Source organism: Nocardioides antri (assembly GCF_008373765.1).
Taxonomy (GTDB): Bacteria; Actinomycetota; Actinomycetes; order Propionibacteriales; family Nocardioidaceae; genus Nocardioides; species Nocardioides antri.
In genome coordinates this window covers 705,580-722,411 of the sequence record NZ_VUJW01000001.1, presented here as the reverse complement: position 1 = coordinate 722,411, position 16,832 = coordinate 705,580, and the positions used below count along the sequence as shown (strand labels likewise).

At 70.5% G+C, this 16,832-nt stretch carries 18 protein-coding genes; 7 read left to right on the top strand and 11 right to left on the bottom strand.

The genetic code is table 11. The annotated features are described in order from the left end of the window. Positions 1–12: 12 nt before the first annotated feature. The 8 genes from F0U47_RS03500 to F0U47_RS03465 form a co-directional block, all read right to left on the bottom strand. Positions 13–1,305: a cysteine desulfurase gene (locus F0U47_RS03500; RefSeq protein ID WP_149748889.1), complete on the bottom strand. Its 1,293-nt coding sequence runs from the start codon at positions 1,303–1,305 to the stop codon at positions 13–15. 2 nt (positions 1,306–1,307) lie between these two features. Next, positions 1,308–2,066, bottom strand: coding sequence for a Fe-S cluster assembly ATPase SufC (gene sufC, locus F0U47_RS03495; protein WP_149748888.1), 759 nt, complete (start codon positions 2,064–2,066; stop codon positions 1,308–1,310). Next, the gene (locus F0U47_RS03490) at positions 2,063–2,428 is read right to left on the bottom strand and encodes a non-heme iron oxygenase ferredoxin subunit (protein WP_149748887.1); all 366 of its coding nucleotides are present in this window, start codon (positions 2,426–2,428) and stop codon (positions 2,063–2,065) included. Before F0U47_RS03490 ends, sufC begins: the two co-directional genes overlap by 4 nt. Next, positions 2,425–3,594: a Fe-S cluster assembly protein SufD gene (gene sufD, locus F0U47_RS03485; protein WP_149748886.1), complete on the bottom strand. Its 1,170-nt coding sequence runs from the start codon at positions 3,592–3,594 to the stop codon at positions 2,425–2,427. Before sufD ends, F0U47_RS03490 begins: the two co-directional genes overlap by 4 nt. Beyond that, positions 3,594–5,012, bottom strand: a complete 1,419-nt coding sequence (gene sufB / locus F0U47_RS03480) for a Fe-S cluster assembly protein SufB (RefSeq protein WP_149748885.1) — start codon at positions 5,010–5,012, stop codon at positions 3,594–3,596. The genes sufD and sufB overlap by 1 nt, the downstream gene beginning before the upstream one ends. Next, the gene (locus F0U47_RS03475) at positions 5,009–5,689 is read right to left on the bottom strand and encodes a helix-turn-helix transcriptional regulator (protein ID WP_149748884.1); all 681 of its coding nucleotides are present in this window, start codon (positions 5,687–5,689) and stop codon (positions 5,009–5,011) included. Before F0U47_RS03475 ends, sufB begins: the two co-directional genes overlap by 4 nt. A 98-nt stretch (positions 5,690–5,787) precedes the next feature. After that, complete coding sequence (locus F0U47_RS03470; RefSeq protein ID WP_246159409.1) at positions 5,788–6,195, bottom strand: hypothetical protein; 408 nt, start codon at positions 6,193–6,195, stop codon at positions 5,788–5,790. Beyond that, positions 6,188–6,553 (bottom strand): hypothetical protein, encoded by a 366-nt coding sequence (locus F0U47_RS03465; protein ID WP_149748882.1) that lies wholly within the window; start codon positions 6,551–6,553, stop codon positions 6,188–6,190. Before F0U47_RS03465 ends, F0U47_RS03470 begins: the two co-directional genes overlap by 8 nt. Before the next feature lie 29 nt (positions 6,554–6,582). On the opposite strand from F0U47_RS03465, the gene F0U47_RS03460 reads away from it, so the two are divergent. Genes F0U47_RS03460 through F0U47_RS03450 form a run of 3 tightly spaced genes read left to right on the top strand, consistent with a single transcriptional unit; the run spans position 6,583 to position 9,202 of the window. Then, entirely contained in the window at positions 6,583–7,530 is a 948-nt protein-coding gene (locus F0U47_RS03460; protein WP_246159408.1) for an ABC transporter ATP-binding protein, read from the top strand. Further along, a complete protein-coding gene (locus F0U47_RS03455) occupies positions 7,527–8,291 on the top strand; it encodes an ABC transporter permease (RefSeq protein ID WP_149748881.1) in 765 nt (254 codons plus the stop codon). Before F0U47_RS03460 ends, F0U47_RS03455 begins: the two co-directional genes overlap by 4 nt. After that, on the top strand, positions 8,282–9,202 hold the full coding sequence (locus F0U47_RS03450; RefSeq protein WP_246159407.1) for a COX15/CtaA family protein: 921 nt from the start codon (positions 8,282–8,284) through the stop codon (positions 9,200–9,202). The genes F0U47_RS03455 and F0U47_RS03450 overlap by 10 nt, the downstream gene beginning before the upstream one ends. Here F0U47_RS03450 and F0U47_RS03445 read toward each other — a convergent pair. Then, positions 9,180–10,046 (bottom strand): heme o synthase, encoded by an 867-nt coding sequence (locus F0U47_RS03445; RefSeq protein WP_149749120.1) that lies wholly within the window; start codon positions 10,044–10,046, stop codon positions 9,180–9,182. The genes F0U47_RS03450 and F0U47_RS03445 overlap by 23 nt on opposite strands. Positions 10,047–10,276: 230 nt before the next feature. Between F0U47_RS03445 and tkt the strand changes: the two genes are divergently transcribed. The 4 genes from tkt to pgl are packed head-to-tail and all read left to right on the top strand — an operon-like array spanning position 10,277 to position 15,906. Continuing rightward, complete coding sequence (gene tkt / locus F0U47_RS03440; RefSeq protein ID WP_149748880.1) at positions 10,277–12,388, top strand: transketolase; 2,112 nt, start codon at positions 10,277–10,279, stop codon at positions 12,386–12,388. Positions 12,389–12,443: 55 nt separating this feature from the next. Beyond that, entirely contained in the window at positions 12,444–13,538 is a 1,095-nt protein-coding gene (tal, locus tag F0U47_RS03435; RefSeq protein WP_149748879.1) for a transaldolase, read from the top strand. A 2-nt stretch (positions 13,539–13,540) separates the two neighbouring features. Next, positions 13,541–15,172, top strand: coding sequence for a glucose-6-phosphate isomerase (gene pgi / locus F0U47_RS03430; RefSeq protein WP_149748878.1), 1,632 nt, complete (start codon positions 13,541–13,543; stop codon positions 15,170–15,172). After that, the gene (gene pgl / locus F0U47_RS03425; RefSeq protein ID WP_149748877.1) at positions 15,172–15,906 is read left to right on the top strand and encodes a 6-phosphogluconolactonase; all 735 of its coding nucleotides are present in this window, start codon (positions 15,172–15,174) and stop codon (positions 15,904–15,906) included. Before pgi ends, pgl begins: the two co-directional genes overlap by 1 nt. Positions 15,907–15,987: 81 nt before the next feature. On the opposite strand, the gene F0U47_RS03420 is transcribed toward pgl, so the two are convergent. Both F0U47_RS03420 and secG read right to left on the bottom strand, forming a co-directional pair. Next, complete coding sequence (locus F0U47_RS03420; protein ID WP_149748876.1) at positions 15,988–16,347, bottom strand: RNA polymerase-binding protein RbpA; 360 nt, start codon at positions 16,345–16,347, stop codon at positions 15,988–15,990. 63 nt (positions 16,348–16,410) lie between these two features. Beyond that, entirely contained in the window at positions 16,411–16,647 is a 237-nt protein-coding gene (gene secG / locus F0U47_RS03415; protein WP_149749119.1) for a preprotein translocase subunit SecG, read from the bottom strand. Positions 16,648–16,832 lie beyond the last annotated feature (185 nt).

Genomic DNA, 16,832 nt, shown 5'->3' with positions numbered 1-16,832 from the left:
CAGTGCTCATCCCTAACCCAACTTGAAGTACGAGCGGGTGTATTCCAGACCTTCGACGAGCGCGTCGATCTCGGCCGGCGTCGTGTAGAGGTACGACGACATCCGGGTCGAGCTCTGCACGCCGAACCGGGCGTGTGCCGGCTTCGCGCAGTGGTGCCCGGCGCGGACGGCGACGCCGCGCGAGTCGAGGACCTGCGCGATGTCGTGCGGGTGGACGCCGTCGACCTCGAACGCGATCGCACCGCCGCGCTGCGCTGCGTCGGTCGGGCCGAGGATCGTCAGCCCGGGGACCGTCGCCAGGCCCTCGAGCGCATAGGCCGTGATCGCCTGCTCGTGCGCGTGCACGGCGTCCATGCCGAGGTGGCCGAGGTACTCGACCGCCGCGCCCAGGCCGATCGCCTCGACGATCGGCGGCGTGCCGGCCTCGAACTTGTGCGGGATCGGGGCGTAGGTCGAGCCCTCCATCCGGACGGTCTCGATCATCTCGCCGCCCCCGAGGAACGGCGGCAGCTGGTCGAGCACGGCCCGGCTGCCCCAGAGGACGCCGATGCCGGTCGGGCCCACGACCTTGTGGCCGGTGAACGCGATCAGGTCCGGCCGCTCTTCGGCCGGCATCGCGGTGAGGTCGATCGGCAGCTGGGGCGCGGCCTGCGAGGCGTCGACCACGACGAGAGCACCGACCTGGTGGGCACGGCGGGTGATCTCGGCGATCGGGTTGATCGTCCCGAGCATGTTGGACACCCAGGTCAGCGCCACGACCTTGGTGCGCTCGTTGACCAGGTCGTCGATCGTCGACAGGTCGAGCTGGCCGTCGTCGGTGATGCCGAACCAGCGCAGCGTCGCGCCTGTGCGCTGCGTCAGCAGCTGCCACGGCACGATGTTGGAGTGGTGCTCCATCTCGGTGATGACGACCTCGTCACCGGGCCCCACCTGCCGGTCCCCCGGCCAGGCCAGGGTGTGGGCGGCGAGGTTGAGCGCCTCGGAGGCGTTCTTGGTGAAGATCACCTCGTCGCGCTCGGGGGCGCCGATGAAGGCGGCCACCTTGTCGCGCGCGTCCTCGAACGCCACCGTCGACTCCGCACCGAGCTGGTGCATCGCCCGGGCGATGTTGGCGTTGTGCCGCTCGAGGTGGTCGACCATCGCGTCGATCACCACCTGCGGCTTCTGCGAGGTGTTGGCGCTGTCGAGGTAGACCAGCGGCCGCCCTCCAGCGAGCATGCGCTCGAGGATCGGGAAGTCCTTGCGGACCACCTCGAGCTCGGGCAGCAGGCCCGAGAGCACCGGTGAGGCCGATGAGGTGGCCATGGTCAGACCTTCGTCCCGAGGTACTTCTCGTAGCCGTTGGCCTCGAGCTCGTCGGCGAGCTCCGGGCCGCCCTCGTCGGCGACCTGGCCGTCGACGAAGACGTGGACGTAGTCCGGCTTGATGTAGCGCAGGATCCGCGTGTAGTGCGTGATCAGCAGGACACCCTTGCCCTCTCGCTCGCGGAACCGGTTGACGCCCTCGGAGACGACCTTGAGCGCGTCGATGTCGAGACCGGAGTCGGTCTCGTCGAGGATCGCGACCTTGGGGTCGAGGAGGTCGAGCTGGGCGATCTCGTGGCGCTTCTTCTCGCCGCCGGAGAAGCCCTCGTTGACCGAGCGCTGCGAGAACGACGCGTCGAGGTTCATCCGCTCCATGACCCCGTTGACGTCCTTGACCCACGTGCGCAGCTTGGGGGCCTCGCCGTCGATCGCGGTCTTCGCCGTGCGGAGGAAGTTGGCGACGGAGACGCCGGGGACCTCGACGGGATACTGCATCGCGAGGAACAGGCCGGCGCGGGCGCGCTCGTCGACCGACATCTCCAGCACGTCCTCGCCGTCGAGGGTCACCGTGCCGCCGGTCACCTCGTAGCGCGGGTGGCCCGCGATCGAGTAGGCCAGCGTCGACTTGCCGGAGCCGTTGGGGCCCATGATCGCGTGGGTCTCGCCGTCCTTGATGGTCAGCGTGACCCCCTTGAGGATCTCCTTCGGGCCGTCCTCGGTCTTGACCTGGACCTTCAGGTCCTTGATCTCCAGGGTGCTCATGCGGGGGTGACTCCGTTCAACGTGGTGGTGACATCGACATAGAGCGAAGCGACGCCGCGTTCGTCGTCTTGGATGGCGACAGGGAACGTGGCGACGGGCTCCGTCGCGGGAAGGTGGGTGGGCTTGCCGGTGCGCAGATCGAAGCAGGACCCGTGCAGCCAGCACTCCACGGTGCCGTTCTCGACCTCTCCCTCGGAGAGCGAGACCGCGGCGTGGGAGCACTGGTTCTGCAGCGCATAGAAGTCAACGCCCCCGTCGCTGTGCACGATCTTGGCCACGGCGACGTCGTACTCCCCGACGGTGACGGCGAGCGCCTCGTCCTCGGGTACGTCGGCCAGCGCGCAGGCGCGTTCGAAGCTCACGTGAGCTCCTTGAGGACGTTCTTGGCGAGCTCCGCCTCGACGGTCTCCAGGAGCTTCTCCTCGATCGAGGGGATGCCGACCTTGCGGATCAGGTCGTTGAAGAAGCCGTGCACCACCAGGCGCTGCGCCTCCTTCTCCGAGACGCCGCGCGAGCGCAGGTAGAACAGCTGCTCGTCGTCGAACCGGGCGGTCGCCGAGGCGTGGCCCGCGCCGGCGATCTCGCCGGTCTCGATCTCGAGGTTCGGCACCGAGTCGGCCTGGCAGCCGTCGGTCAGGACGAGGTTGCGGTTCTCCTCGTAGGTCTCGATGCCCTCGGCGACCTTGCGGATCAGGACGTTGCCGATCCACACGGTGTGCGCGCCCCTGCCCTGCAGCGCGCCCTTGTAGACCACGTGCGACTTGGTCTTGGGCGCGTTGTGGTCGGCGAACAGGCGGTGCTCGAGGTGCTGGCCCTCGTCGGCGAAGTAGAGGCCGAGGAGCTCGGCCTCGCCGCCGGGACCGGCGTACTCGACGTTGGCGTGCATCCGGACCAGGTCACCGCCGAACGAGATCGACGTGTGCTTCACGGACGCGTCCCGCCCCACGCGGATGGCGTCGCGGCCGAGGTGGACGGCGTCGTCGTCCCAGTCCTGGAGGCTGAGGACGTTGACCTTCGCACCGTCGCCCACGAGGAACGACTGGATCGCGGAGTAGCGCGCCGAGCCGGTGTGCAGCAGCACGATCGTGACCTCGGCGTGCGCGCCGACCCGGTAGAGCAGGCGGCCCCACACCAGGTCGTCGACGGAGGAGCCCTTCAGCCGGATGACCACGGGCTCCTCGACGACGGTGTCTGCCGGGACGTCGAGCAGCATCGCGCCGCCCGAGTTCGCGGCCGCCAGCGCGGCGGGACGCTCGTTGGGAGCGAGCTCCCCGATCTCGACCGCCTGCTCGGCGGTGATCTCGGTCAGCGTCACCCCGGCGGGCAGGGTCGTCTCCCACGTGAGGTGGTCGGACGACGCGTCCCCGTCGAGGATCCCGCGGAGCCGCTTGAGCGGCGTGAACCGCCAGACCTCCTCCCGTCCGTTCGGGACGGGGTGGTCGGCCAGGTCGTACGACGCGGGCGGGTTGAGGTGGCTCTCGACGTGGCCCTGGTCGGCGGCCTCGAGAGCCTCGGCAACTGCCGTCATCAGCCGACGGCTCCTTCCATCTGCAGTTCAATGAGTCGGTTCAGCTCGAGGGCGTACTCCATCGGGAGCTCCTTGGCGATCGGCTCGACGAAGCCGCGCACGATCATCGCCATCGCCTCGTCCTCCGCCATGCCGCGCGACATGAGGTAGAAGAGCTGGTCGTCGGAGACCTTCGAGACCGAGGCCTCGTGGCCCATCGACACGTCGTCCTCGCGGATGTCGACGTAGGGGTAGGTGTCGGACCGGCTGATCTGGTCGACGAGCAGCGCGTCGCACAGCACGTTGGACTTCGACCCGTGCGCGCCCTCGTTGATCTGGATCAGGCCGCGGTACGACGTACGCCCGCCGCCGCGCGCGACCGACTTGCTGAGGATAGAGCTCGACGTGTGGGGCGCCGCGTGCACCATCTTGGCGCCGGCGTCCTGGTGCTGGCCCTCGCCCGCGAACGCGATCGAGAGGGTCTCGCCCTTGGCGTGCTCGCCCATCAGGTAGACGGCGGGGTACTTCATCGTCACCTTGGAGCCGATGTTGCCGTCGACCCACTCCATGGTCGCGCCGGCCTCGCAGACCGCACGCTTGGTCACCAGGTTGTAGACGTTGTTCGACCAGTTCTGGATCGTCGTGTAGCGGCAGCGGCCGCCCTTCTTCACGATGATCTCGACGACCGCGGAGTGCAGCGAGTCGGAGGAGTAGATCGGCGCCGTGCAGCCCTCGACGTAGTGGACGTAGGCGTCCTCGTCGACAATGATCAGCGTCCGCTCGAACTGGCCCATGTTCTCGGTGTTGATCCGGAAGTAGGCCTGCAGCGGGATGTCCACGTGGACGCCCTTGGGCACGTAGATGAACGAGCCGCCGGACCAGACCGCGGTGTTGAGCGCGGCGAACTTGTTGTCGCCGACCGGGATCACGGTGCCGAAGTACTCCTGGAACAGCTCGGGCTGCTCACGGAGCGCGGTGTCGGTGTCCAGGAAGAGCACGCCCTGGGCCTCGAGGTCCTCGCGGATCGAGTGGTAGACGACCTCCGACTCGTACTGCGCCGCCACGCCGGCGACGAGGCGCTGCTTCTCCGCCTCCGGGATGCCGAGCTTGTCGTAGGTGTTCTTGATCTCCTCGGGCAGGTCCTCCCAGGTGGCGGCCTGCTTCTCGCTGGAGCGAACGAAGTACTTGATGTTCTCGAAGTCGATCCCCGACAGGTCCGAGCCCCACGTGGGCATGGGCTTGCGGTGGAAGAGCTTGAGGCCCTTCAGGCGCAGGTCCAGCATCCACTGCGGCTCGCTCTTCTTCGAGGAGATGTCGCGGACGACGTCCTCGTTGAGGCCGCGCTTGGCCGCGGCACCGGCGACGTCGGAGTCGGCCCAGCCGAACTCGTAGCGACCGATCCCCTTCAGCTCGGGGTTGAGGTCTTCGATGGAGGTCATGAGGTGACCTGCTCCTTCTTCTCGGTGGTCGAGCCAGGAATGCACGTGGTGCAGACACCGTCGCCGTGGGCGATGGTGGCGAGGCGCTGGACGTGGGTGCCGAGGACGCGGGCGATCGCCGCGGTCTCGGCCTCGCACAGCTGCGGGAACTCATGGGCGACGTGCGACACCGGGCAGTGCTGCTGGCACAGCTGCTCACCGACGACCGGGAGCTGCCGCACGGACGCGGCGTAGCCCTCGTCGGAGAACACCAGCGCCAGCACCTCGGCCGGGGTGGCCTCCGGGTGGGCGGCGGCAACCGCCGGGAAGCGCTCCTCGATGAAGGCCGCGCGGCGGTCGGCGAACGCCCGCACGGCGTCCTCGCCGCCGGTGTCCGCGAGGAACCGCAGCGCCTGGTTGGCCAGGTCGTCGTACTGTGCCTCGAAGCCGTCGCGCCCGCGCTCGGTGAGGGCGAACACCTTGGCCGGTCGCCCGCGGCCGCGGTGGCCGGCGGGACGCGGGTCACGCGCCTCGACAGCGCCCTCCTCGACCAGGTGGTCGAGGTGCCGGCGTACGGCGGCGGGCGTCAGATGGAGGCGCTCCGCGAGCGCTGCTGCTGTGGAGGGCCCGTTGACCAGGATCGACCGAGCGACGCGCTGACGCGTCGGCTGGTCGGTGTCCTGGTTGTGGGAGTCCATGTTTTCCACAACACCAGTGTGACGTTAATGCTTCCGGCCGATCAAGCAAGGTCACCCTAAGTATCGCGGTGCCCATCGAGGAGGTCCCGCAGCGACCGTCACGAGACCCGGGTGTGCCGTAGCCAGGCGAGCCCGGCGAAGGGCAGGACGAGCGGCAGGAACGCGTAGCCCTGGCCGAAGTGGGACCACACGGTCTTGTCCGGGAACAGGTCGGTCGCGACGTAGCTGAGCGCGCCCACGGACAGCACCCCGAGGAGCTCGACGCAGACCGCGATCCCGGCCACCCGCCACCCGGTGACACCGCCGATCAGCAGGCAGGTGGTCGCGACGAGGTAGACCACCGCGGCGAACAGCGAGAGGGAGTACGCCAGCGGCGCCCGGTCGGCGTCGGTGCCGAGCTGGACCAGCGACCGGCCGGTGGCGGCGACGGCGAAGACGCCGTAGGTGAAGACCAGGGCGCGGCCCCAGCCCGACGACAGGTCGAGCCGTCCGTCGTGCTCAGGCACCCGCACCACTCCAGATCGCGTCGAGGCGGACCTCGAGCGCGGCGACCGTCAGCACCGCGAGCAGCAGGACAGCGGTCCCCGCCCGGTTCCGCTCGGCCAGCGACCAGAACGCGCCGATCGGCAGGGCCAGCAGCACGCCGACCAGGTAGCTGACGAAGAGCGTCCCCGACACCTCGCGGGACGTGTCGGCGAGCGCCACGCTCCCCCAGACGAGCTGCACGAGCAGGGCGACCTCGGCGGAGCCGAGCACGAGATAGATCCCGTCCTCGGCCGGCGCGTCCCGCACCAGGTGCACCAGGAGGAGCACTGCGGCGACCGCGCACAGGACGAGGATCACGCCGTACACCCAGGGATTCACGGCCGCCAGCGTAGTGAGACACTTCCGGCGTGCCAGCAGAGCGTCACCCCTCGGCGGCCGTCGAGGTCGACGGCCTGGTGATGCGGTACGGCGACAAGACCGCCGTGGACGGGCTCTCGCTCGCGGTCGCGACCGGCACCATCACCGCGGTGCTCGGCCCCAATGGCGCCGGCAAGACCACCACGCTCGAGACCTGCGAGGGCTACCGCCGACCGCAGGGCGGGTCGGTGCGGGTGTTCGGCCTCGACCCGATCCGCGACCGGCGGGCACTGATGCCGAGGATCGGCGTGATGCTGCAGTCCGGTGGCGCCTGGAGCGGCGCGCGCGCAGAGGAGATGCTCCACCACCTCGCGCGCCTGCACGCGCACCCGATCGACACCGGGCTGCTCATGGAGCGGCTCGCCCTCCACGAGTGCGGGCGGACGCCGTACCGCCGGCTGTCGGGTGGCCAGCAGCAGCGGCTCGGCCTGGCGATGGCCATCGTCGGACGACCGGAGCTGGTCTTCGTCGACGAGCCGACCGCAGGCCTCGACCCGCAGATCCGGCGCTCGGTGTGGGAGCTGCTCGAGGAGCTGCGCACTGACGGCGTGACGGTGGTCCTCACCACCCACTACCTCGAGGAGGCCGAGCGGCTCGCCGACAAGGTGCACATCCTGGACCGCGGCCGGCTCGTGGCGAGCGGGTCGCCGCTCGAGCTGACCCGCGGCGGGACCGTGGCGACGATCCGGCTCGTCGTCACCCAGCCGTTCCCGGCCGGCGCCCCGGAGTCGCTCGCCGCGGCACTCGGCCCGACCACGGAGCTGACGGTGCTGGACGACGTGAGCCTCCAGGTCTCCGGTCCCGCCGACCAGTCGACGCTGGCCACCGTGTCGCGCTGGTGCGAGGAGCAGGGCGTCCTGCCCGAGGCCCTCACCCTCGGCCAGCGCAACCTCGAGGACGTCTTCCTGGAGCTGACGGGCCGGGAGGGCTCCTCATGACCACCGGCACCTTCCGTCCCGCCCCGGGCGCCGCTCCCCTGCCGCGCCAGATCCTGGCGCAGGCGACGATGGAGGCGCGCCTCCTGCTCCGCAACGGCGAGCAGCTGCTGCTCGCCATCGTCATCCCGCTGATCGTGCTGGTCGGCGCCGTCCAGGCCGCGGACCGGTTCGGGCTCTCCTTCGACGACCCGACCGTCGACGTGCTGACCCCCGGCGTCCTCGCCCTCGCCGTGATGTCGACGGCGTTCACGTCGCTGGCGATCGCGACCGGCTTCGAGCGCCGGTACGGCGTCCTCAAGCGGCTCGGCACCGCGCCGCTGTCGCGCAGCGCCCTGCTCGCCGGCAAGGTGGCCGCCCTGCTCGTCGTCGAGGTGCTCCAGCTGGGCGTGCTGTCCGTGGCGGGCGTCGTCCTCGGCTGGTCGCCGGACGTCGCCGTGCTCGGGCTGATGGCGGCGGTCGTGCTCGGCACGGCGGCCTTCGCAGCGCTCGGCCTGCTCCTCGCCGGCACCCTGCGCGCGGAGGCCACTCTGGCCGCGGCCAACCTCGTCTACCTGCTGCTGCTCGCGGGCGGCGCCGTCGTGCTCCCGGCGAGCGCGTACGGCGGCCTCGGCGACGTCGTGCAGTGGCTGCCCTCCGGCGCGCTGGGTGAGGCCATGCGCGCCGCGTGCGACGGCGACCTGCCGGTCGTGGAGCTGGCGGTGCTCGCCGGATGGGCGGTCGTGGGCGGTGCGGCCGCCGGGAGGTGGTTCCGGTGGGAGTGAGCCTGGAGCAGATCCTCGGCCGGGTGGAGGAGAAGCTGGGTCCCCGGATGGTCGCGCTCGCGTGGGCGAACCTGGTCGCCAACGTCGTCATCGTCATCACCGGCGGCGCCGTGCGGCTGACGGCGTCCGGCCTCGGGTGCCCGTCCTGGCCGCAGTGCACCGACGAGTCCTTCACTCCGCACGGCGAGCTCGGCGCCCACGGGGTGATCGAGTTCGGCAACCGGATGCTCACCTACGTGCTCGTCACGATCGCCGTCGCCTGCTGGCTGGCGGCCCGGAGCCGCCGGTCCGAGGACCCTCGTCCGGTCCTCTACTCGACGATCATCGCGCTTGGCATCCCCGCCCAGGCGATCATCGGCGGCATCACCGTGCTCTCCGACCTCAACCCGTGGGTCGTCGCGTTCCACCTGCTCGTCTCGATGGCGATGATCGGGGTCTGCGTGCTGCTGCTCGACCACCTCGTCGGGACGCCCCGTCAGGCCGCGCCGACCGGCGACCGCCGACTCGCCTGGGTCGTTTTCGGCGTCGGCTGGGTCGTCCTCTACCTCGGCACGGTCGTCACTGGTTCCGGGCCGCACGCCGGCGATGCAGACGCACCGCGGAACGGGCTGGACCCGCAGGTGATGTCACACGTGCACGCGTGGGCGGTCTACGTGCTGGTCGCGCTCACGATCGGCGCGGCCATCGCCGCGCGCCGCATCCCGAGCCCAGCCCTCGCGCGGGCGGCCGGCGTACTCCTCGTCGTGGAGGTGGTCCAGGGCGTAGTCGGCTTCTCGCAGTACTACCTGGACCTGCCCGAGTTGCTCGTCGGGATCCACATGCTCGGCGCGGCGCTGACCTCCGCCGCGATCACCTGGCTGGTGCTGTCAGCGCACCAGCGCGACCGGGCTACCGCAGCAGCGGGTCGATAGCGACCGCGACGAACAGCAGCGAGAGGTAGAGGTTGCTGCTGTGGAAGAGGTGCATCGGCCGGATCACCGAGAGGTCCTCGGTCCCCCGGGCGCGACGCTCCAGCTGGTGGGCCTGCACCAGGAAGACGGCGCCGAGGACGGCCGCGGCGATCGGGTAGACCGGCCCGGTGCCGGCCACCGGCCAGAGCAGCAGGCTGGTGGCGACCATCACCCAGCTGTAGGCCACGATCTGCCGCGCGACGGCGCGGGCCGACCGGACGACCGGGAGCATCGGGACGTCGACCTGCTTGTAGTCCTCGCGGTAGCGCAGGGCGAGCGCCCAGGTGTGGGGCGGCGTCCAGAAGAAGACCACGCCGAACAGGATGACCGGCGCCCACGCCAGCTCGCCCGTGACGGCGGTCCAGCCGATGAGGGCCGGGAAGCAGCCGGCGATGCCGCCCCAGACGATGTTCTGGGCCGTGCGCCGCTTGAGGAGCATGGTGTAGCCGAAGACGTAGAAGGCGTTGGCGGCCACCGACAGGCCGGCCGAGATCGGGTTGACCCAGGCGTAGAGGATCACCGTCGACAGGATCCCGAGCACGAAGCCGAACACCAGCGCTGCGCGGGGGCTGATGATGTGGCGCGGCAGCGCCCGGCGCCGCGTGCGCCGCATCTGCTCGTCGATGTCGCGGTCGTAGACGCAGTTGAAGACCGACGCGGAGCCGGCGGAGAGCGCCCCGCCGAGGACCGTCGCCACGACCAGCGGCAGGTCCGGCACACCGCCGGCGGCAAAGAACATCACGGGCACGGTGGTGAGGAGCAGGAGCTCGATGACCCGTGGCTTGGTGAGCCCGACGTACGCCATCACGACGTCGCGCAGCGAGGCCCGCTCGAGGACGTCGCCCTGCTCGACGACGCCGTTCACTCCGACGACCAGCCGCGTGGCTGGGCGTTCAGGATCGACGGTCGTCACAGGGGAACCTCACGGCAGGGATCAGGCCGAGGCGAGTGTATCCGTGATCGGTCCGTGGTCCGCCATCCGGCCCACGGAGACTGCCTGCCCGGTCTCCCGGCCCGGCGACTAGGCTCGGACCCATGATCCCGGAGCTCGACTGGACCGATCTTGACCGCAAGGCGGTCGACACCGCACGGGTGCTGGCCATGGACGCCGTGCAGAAGGTGGGGAACGGCCACCCGGGCACCGCCATGAGCCTGGCGCCGGCGGCGTACCTCCTCTTCCAGAAGGTCATGCGGCATGACCCCGCGGACCCCGACTGGATGTCGCGCGACCGGTTCGTGCTGAGCGCCGGACACAGCTCGATCACGCTCTACACGCAGCTCTACCTCGGCGGCTTCGGGCTCGAGCTCGACGACCTCAAGACGCTGCGGACGTGGGGGTCGAAGACCCCGGGCCACCCCGAGTTCGGCCACACCGCCGGCGTCGAGGTCACGACCGGCCCGCTCGGCCAGGGCGTCGCCAACGCGGTCGGCATGGCCATGGCCGCGCGTCGTGAACGCGGCCTGTTCGACCCCGACGCCGCGCCCGGTGAGTCGCTCTTCGACCACCACATCTACGCCATCGCCTCCGACGGCGACCTCGAGGAGGGCATCAGCAGCGAGGCCTCCTCGATCGCCGGCACCCAGGAGCTCGGCAACCTCACCGTCATCTACGACGCCAACCGGATCTCGATCGAGGGCGACACCCACATCGCGTTCAACGAGGACGTCGCGAAGCGCTACGAGGCCTACGGCTGGCACGTCCAGACCGTCGACTGGACCCACGAGGGCGACCACGCCAACGGCGCGGACTACCACGAGGACGTCCCGGCGCTCTACGAGGCGCTCAAGGCCGCCGACGCCGTCACCGACCAGCCGTCGCTCATCGTGCTGCGGACGATCATCGCGTGGCCGGCGCCGAACGCCCAGAACACCGAGGCCGCCCACGGCTCGGCGCTGGGCGCCGACGAGGTGGCCGCGACGAAGAAGCTGCTCGGCTTCGACCCGGAGCGGACCTTCGAGGTGCCGGACGACGTCATCGAGCACACCCGCTCGCTCCTCGAGCGCGGCAAGGCGTGGGGCGCCGAGTGGGACCGCCGCTACGACGAGTGGGCCGCCGCGCACCAGGAGCAGGCCGCCCTGCTGCACCGGATGAAGGGCCGGGCACTGCCCGAGGGCATCGAGGCCGCGCTCCCGTCGTTCCCCGCCGACCCGAAGGGCGTCGCCACCCGCTCCGCGTCGGGCAAGGTCATCAACGCGATCGCGCCGATCATGCCCGAGCTGTGGGGCGGCTCGGCCGACCTCGCCGGCTCCAACAACACCACCATCTCCGGCGTCCCGTCGTTCCTGCCGAAGGACCGGTCCGTCGAGGAGTGGCAGGGCGACCCCCACCACGGCCGCGTGATCCACTTCGGCATCCGTGAGCACGGCATGGGCGGGATCATGAACGGCATCGCCGTCCACGGCGGCACCCGCGTCTTCGGCGGCACGTTCCTCACGTTCTCCGACTACATGCGCGGCGCCGTCCGCGTCGCGGCGCTGATGCAGGCCCCGGTCGTCTATGTGTGGACGCACGACTCGATCGGCCTCGGCGAGGACGGCCCGACGCACCAGCCGGTCGAGCACCTCTGGGCGCTCCGCGGCATCCCCGGCCTCGACATCGTCCGCCCGGCCGACGCCAACGAGACCGCGGCGGCCTGGCTGCAGATCCTCAAGAACTCCGACCGGCCGGCCGGCCTGATCCTGACCCGGCAGAACGTCCCGGTGTTCCCGCGCGGCGAGGACGGGTTCGCGACGACGGAGAAGGTCGGCAAGGGTGGCTACGTCCTCGTCGAGGCCGCCGGTGCCCAGCCCGACGTCATCCTGATCGGCACCGGCTCCGAGGTGCAGCTGGCGGTCGGCGCCCGCGAGCTGCTCGCGGCCGACGGGATCAACGCCCGGGTCGTCTCGATGCCGTCCATCGAGTGGTTCGAGCAGCAGACCCAGGCCTACCGCGACGAGGTCATCCCGCCGACGGTCAAGGCGCGGGTCAGCGTCGAGGCCGGCATCCGGCAGGGCTGGCGCGAGTACGTCGGCGACGCCGGCCGGATGGTGAGCCTGGAGCACTTCGGCGCCTCCGCCGAGGGCGCCCGGATCTTCCGTGAGTTCGGATTCACGGCCGAGGCCGTCGCCCAGGCGGCCAAGGACAGCATCGAGGCCGCCGCCAGGTAACCACCGACGCGGCCGCGCCACCAATCAGGCCCCACGATCCACGAAGGAGAACCCCATGAGTGATCGCCTGAAGGCACTGGCCGACGCCGGTGTGTCCATCTGGCTCGACGACCTCTCACGCGAGCGGATCGAGACCGGCAACCTCGCCGAGCTCGTCGCCGAGAAGTCGGTCGTCGGAGTCACGACCAACCCCACCATCTTCGCCGCCGCGATCGCCGACGGCGAGCGCTACGACGAGCAGGTGCGCACGCTGGTGGCGCAGGGGGCGGACGTCGACCGGGTCGTCTTCGACGTCACCACCGACGACGTACGCAACGCGTGCGACATCCTCGCCCCCGTCGCCACGTCCACCGCTGACGACGGCCGGGTGTCGATCGAGGTCGAGCCCACGCTCGCCAACGACACCGACGCCACCATCGCCTCGGCGAAGGCCCTCTGGGCGGCCGTCGACCGGCCGAACGCGCTGATCAAGATCCCGGCCACCCTGGAGGGCCTCCCGGCGATCACGGCGGCGATCGCCGAGGGCATCAGCGTCAACGTGACCCTGATCTTCTCCACCGACCGCTACCGCGCCGTGATGGACGCCTACCTGTCCGGCCTCGAGCAGGCCCAGGCCAACGGAGTCGACCTGGCGACGATTCGGTCGGTCGCCTCGTTCTTCGTGTCCCGCGTCGACACCGAGATCGACAAGAGGCTCGACGCGATCGGCACCGACGCTGCCCTGGCGCTGCGCGGCAAGGCCGCCGTCGCCAACGCCAGGCTCGCGTACGCCGCGTTCGAGGAGGTCGTGGCCTCGGAGCGCTGGCAGGCACTGGCCGCGGCCGGCGCCAACGTCCAGCGCCCGCTGTGGGCGTCGACCGGCGTGAAGAACCCGGACTACCCCGACACTCTCTACGTGACGGACCTGGTGGTCGCCAACACCGTCAACACGATGCCGGAGAAGACAATGGAGGCGTTCGCCGACCACGGCGAGGTGGCCGGCGACCAGGTCACCGGTCGCGCTGCCGAGGCTCAGGCCCTCTTCGACGAGCTGACCGCGGTCGGCGTCGACCTGGACGACGTCTTCCTGACGCTGGAGTCCGAGGGCGTGGACAAGTTCAAGGCGTCCTGGGTCGAGCTGATCGAGACCGTCAAGGGCCAGATGGGCTGACCATGGACCCGACGACGACCTCGGCCTGGGCGGACCTGACCCGGCTGGCTGCGGCGGGCACGCCCGACCTGCGGACGGCGTTCGCGGAGGATCCTGGCCGCGTCGAGCGGCTGACGTTCACCGCGGGCGACCTGCACGTCGACCTGTCGAAGAACCTCGTCGACGAACCCGTCGTCGCGGCACTGCTCGCCCTGGCCGGCGAGGTGGGCCTCGAGGAGCGGCGCGACGCGATGTTCGCCGGTGAGCACATCAACGTCACGGAGGACCGTGCAGTCCTCCACACGGCGCTGCGGCTCCCGGCGGACGCCCGGCTCGAGGTCGACGGCCAGGACGCGGTCGCCGACGTCCACGCCGTGCTGAAACGGGTGTACTCGTTCGCGGACCAGGTGCGGTCGGGCCAGTGGCTCGGCGCCACCGGCGAGCGGATCCGGACGGTCGTCAACATCGGCATCGGCGGCTCCGACCTCGGGCCGGTCATGGCCTACGAGGCGCTCAAGCCCTACCGCCAGGACGGGATCGAGTGCCGCTTCATCAGCAACATCGACCCGACCGATGCGGCCGAGAAGCTCGCCGGCCTCGACCCGGCGACCACGCTCTTCGTCGTGTCCAGCAAGACCTTCGGCACGCTGGAGACCCTCACCAACGCCCGGCTGTGCCGCACCTGGCTCCTCGACGGCCTGGGGGACGCGCCTGGCGCCGTTGCCAAGCACTTCGTGGCGGTGTCGACCGCGCTCGACAAGGTCGAGGCGTTCGGCATCGACCCCACCAACGCGTTCGGCTTCTGGGACTGGGTCGGCGGCCGCTACTCCGTCGACTCCGCCATCGGCCTCTCGCTGGTCATCGCGATCGGGCCCGAGCGCTTCGCCGAGTTCCTCGCCGGCTTCCACGCCATCGACGAGCACTTCCGCACGACGCCGCTCGACCGCAACGTCCCGGCGCTGATGGGCCTGCTCAACATCTGGTACGTCAACTTCCTGGGGGCGCAGACGCACGCCGTGCTCCCCTATGCGCAGTCGCTGCACCGCTTCGCCGCCTACCTCCAGCAGCTCACGATGGAGTCCAACGGCAAGGGTGTGCGCTGGGACGGCAGCCCCGTCACCACCGACACCGGTGAGGTGTTCTGGGGCGAGCCGGGGACCAACGGCCAGCACGCGTTCTACCAGCTCATCCACCAGGGCACCCGGCTGATCCCCGCCGACTTCATCGCGGTCGCCAACCCGGCGCACCCGCTCGCCGACGGCGACGTCGACGTGCACGAGCTGTTCCTGGCGAACTTCTTCGCCCAGACCAAGGCGCTCGCGTTCGGCAAGACGGCCGACGAGGTGCGGGAGGAGGGCACGCCCGAGGCGATCGTCCCGGCGCGGGTCTTCACCGGCAACCGACCGACGACGTCGATCATGGCGCCGGAGCTGTCGCCGTCCGTCCTCGGTCAGCTGATCGCGCTCTACGAGCACATCACCTTCACCCAGGGCGTCGTGTGGGGCATCGACAGCTTCGACCAGTGGGGCGTGGAGCTCGGCAAGCAGCTCGCCCAGCAGATCACGCCTGCCGTCGCCGGCGACGACACGGCGCTCGCGCAGCAGGACCCGTCGACGCGGGCACTCATCGACTACTACCGGGAGCACCGACGCTGATGGACCACGACCGCCCGGCACCCCTGATCGAGGTCCACCCGGACGCGGAGACCCTGGCCACCGCCGTCGCCGGCGAGCTGCTCAACCGGATCGCCGACGCGCAGGCGGCCGGTCACGTCCCCCAGGTCGGCCTGACCGGCGGCACGATCGCCGACACCATCCACCGCGAGGTGGCACGGATGGCTCCGGCGTCGGGCGTCGACTGGGGCGCCGTCCACTTCTGGTTCGGTGACGAGCGCTTCGTGGCTGCCGACTCCCCCGACCGCAACGCGGTCCAGGCCCGGGCTGCGTTCCTCGACGCGGTCGGCGCGACCCGGGTGCACGAGGTGCCCGCGGCCGACCAGGTGCCGGACGCGGAGACGGCCGCTGCGTCGTACTCCGACACGGTCCGGGCCGAGGGCGGCGGCGCGTTCGACGTGCTCATGCTCGGTGTCGGACCGGACGGCCACGTCGCGTCCCTGTTCCCCGGTCATCCCGGGCTCGCCGCCACCGACGCCATCGCCGTCGCGGTCCACGACTCCCCAAAGCCACCACCGGACCGGGTCACCCTCACCTTCGAGGCCCTCGACCGCGCTCAGGCGGTGTGGTTCCTCGTCTCGGGCGAGGCCAAGGCCGACGCCGTCGCCCGTGCCCTCGCCGACGACGGCACGGTGGCGGAGACCCCCGCTCGCGGCGTCAAGGGCCTCGTCGAGACCACGTGGTTCCTCGACCACGAGGCTGCCAGCAAGTTGTAGCCGCTCAGCGACCGCGACCAAGGGTCGCGTCAACTGCGCGCGCGGCAGCGTGCCGCACGATCTGCGACACGCTCGCGCAATCTAGAAGATGATCTCGCCGGACTTGCGACGCGAGCGGAGCAGCTGGATCGCCTCGTCGAGGATGACCTCGGCCTCCTTGTCGGAGCGACGCTCCTTCACGTAGGCGAGGTGCGTCTTGTAGGGCTCGATCTTCGGCGCCGGCGGGGCGTTCTCCGAGTCGAGGCCTGCGGGAAGCCCACACTTCGGGCAGTCCCAGGAGTCGGGGACGACGGCGTCGACCGAGAAGGCGATCACCGAGCGGTGCCCGTGTGCGCAGAAGTAGGTCACCGCCTGCCGCGGCGCGGCCTCGCCACGCTCGGCCTCGCCCATCGGGCCTGCACCGACGCGGCTTCCGCGGATCGCGTTGCCTCCACCAGCCAACGGACTCTCCTCAGCTTGATCCGTCAGACGGACCGGTCACATGTTCTTCGGTCGGGGGGACGATCAGTTCTGGTAGGCCAACAGGAGGCCGAGCGCGATGACACAGGCGAACCAGATCACGCCGATGCCGATCGTGAACCGATCGAGGTTGCGCTCGGCGACGGAAGAGCCGCCCAGGGAGCTGGAGACGCCACCGCCGAACATGTCGGAGAGTCCGCCGCCACGTCCCTTGTGCAGCAGCACGAGAAGGATCATCAGCGCGCTCGTGATCATGAGCAGGACGGTGAAGACGGTTTCCAGCACGTCAGGAATCCTACGTCAGCCGCGAGGGCGTCTTGAAAGCGGGACACGCCCGCGGACAGGGCGATCCGTCACAGTGCCGGCATGTCGTAGAACCGGCAGCTGCCTTCCTGAACCGCCCGCACGGGAGGAGGGCTGCCCGTCCGGTTGTGCGAACGGGGCCGGAAACGTTTAACACGGAGGTG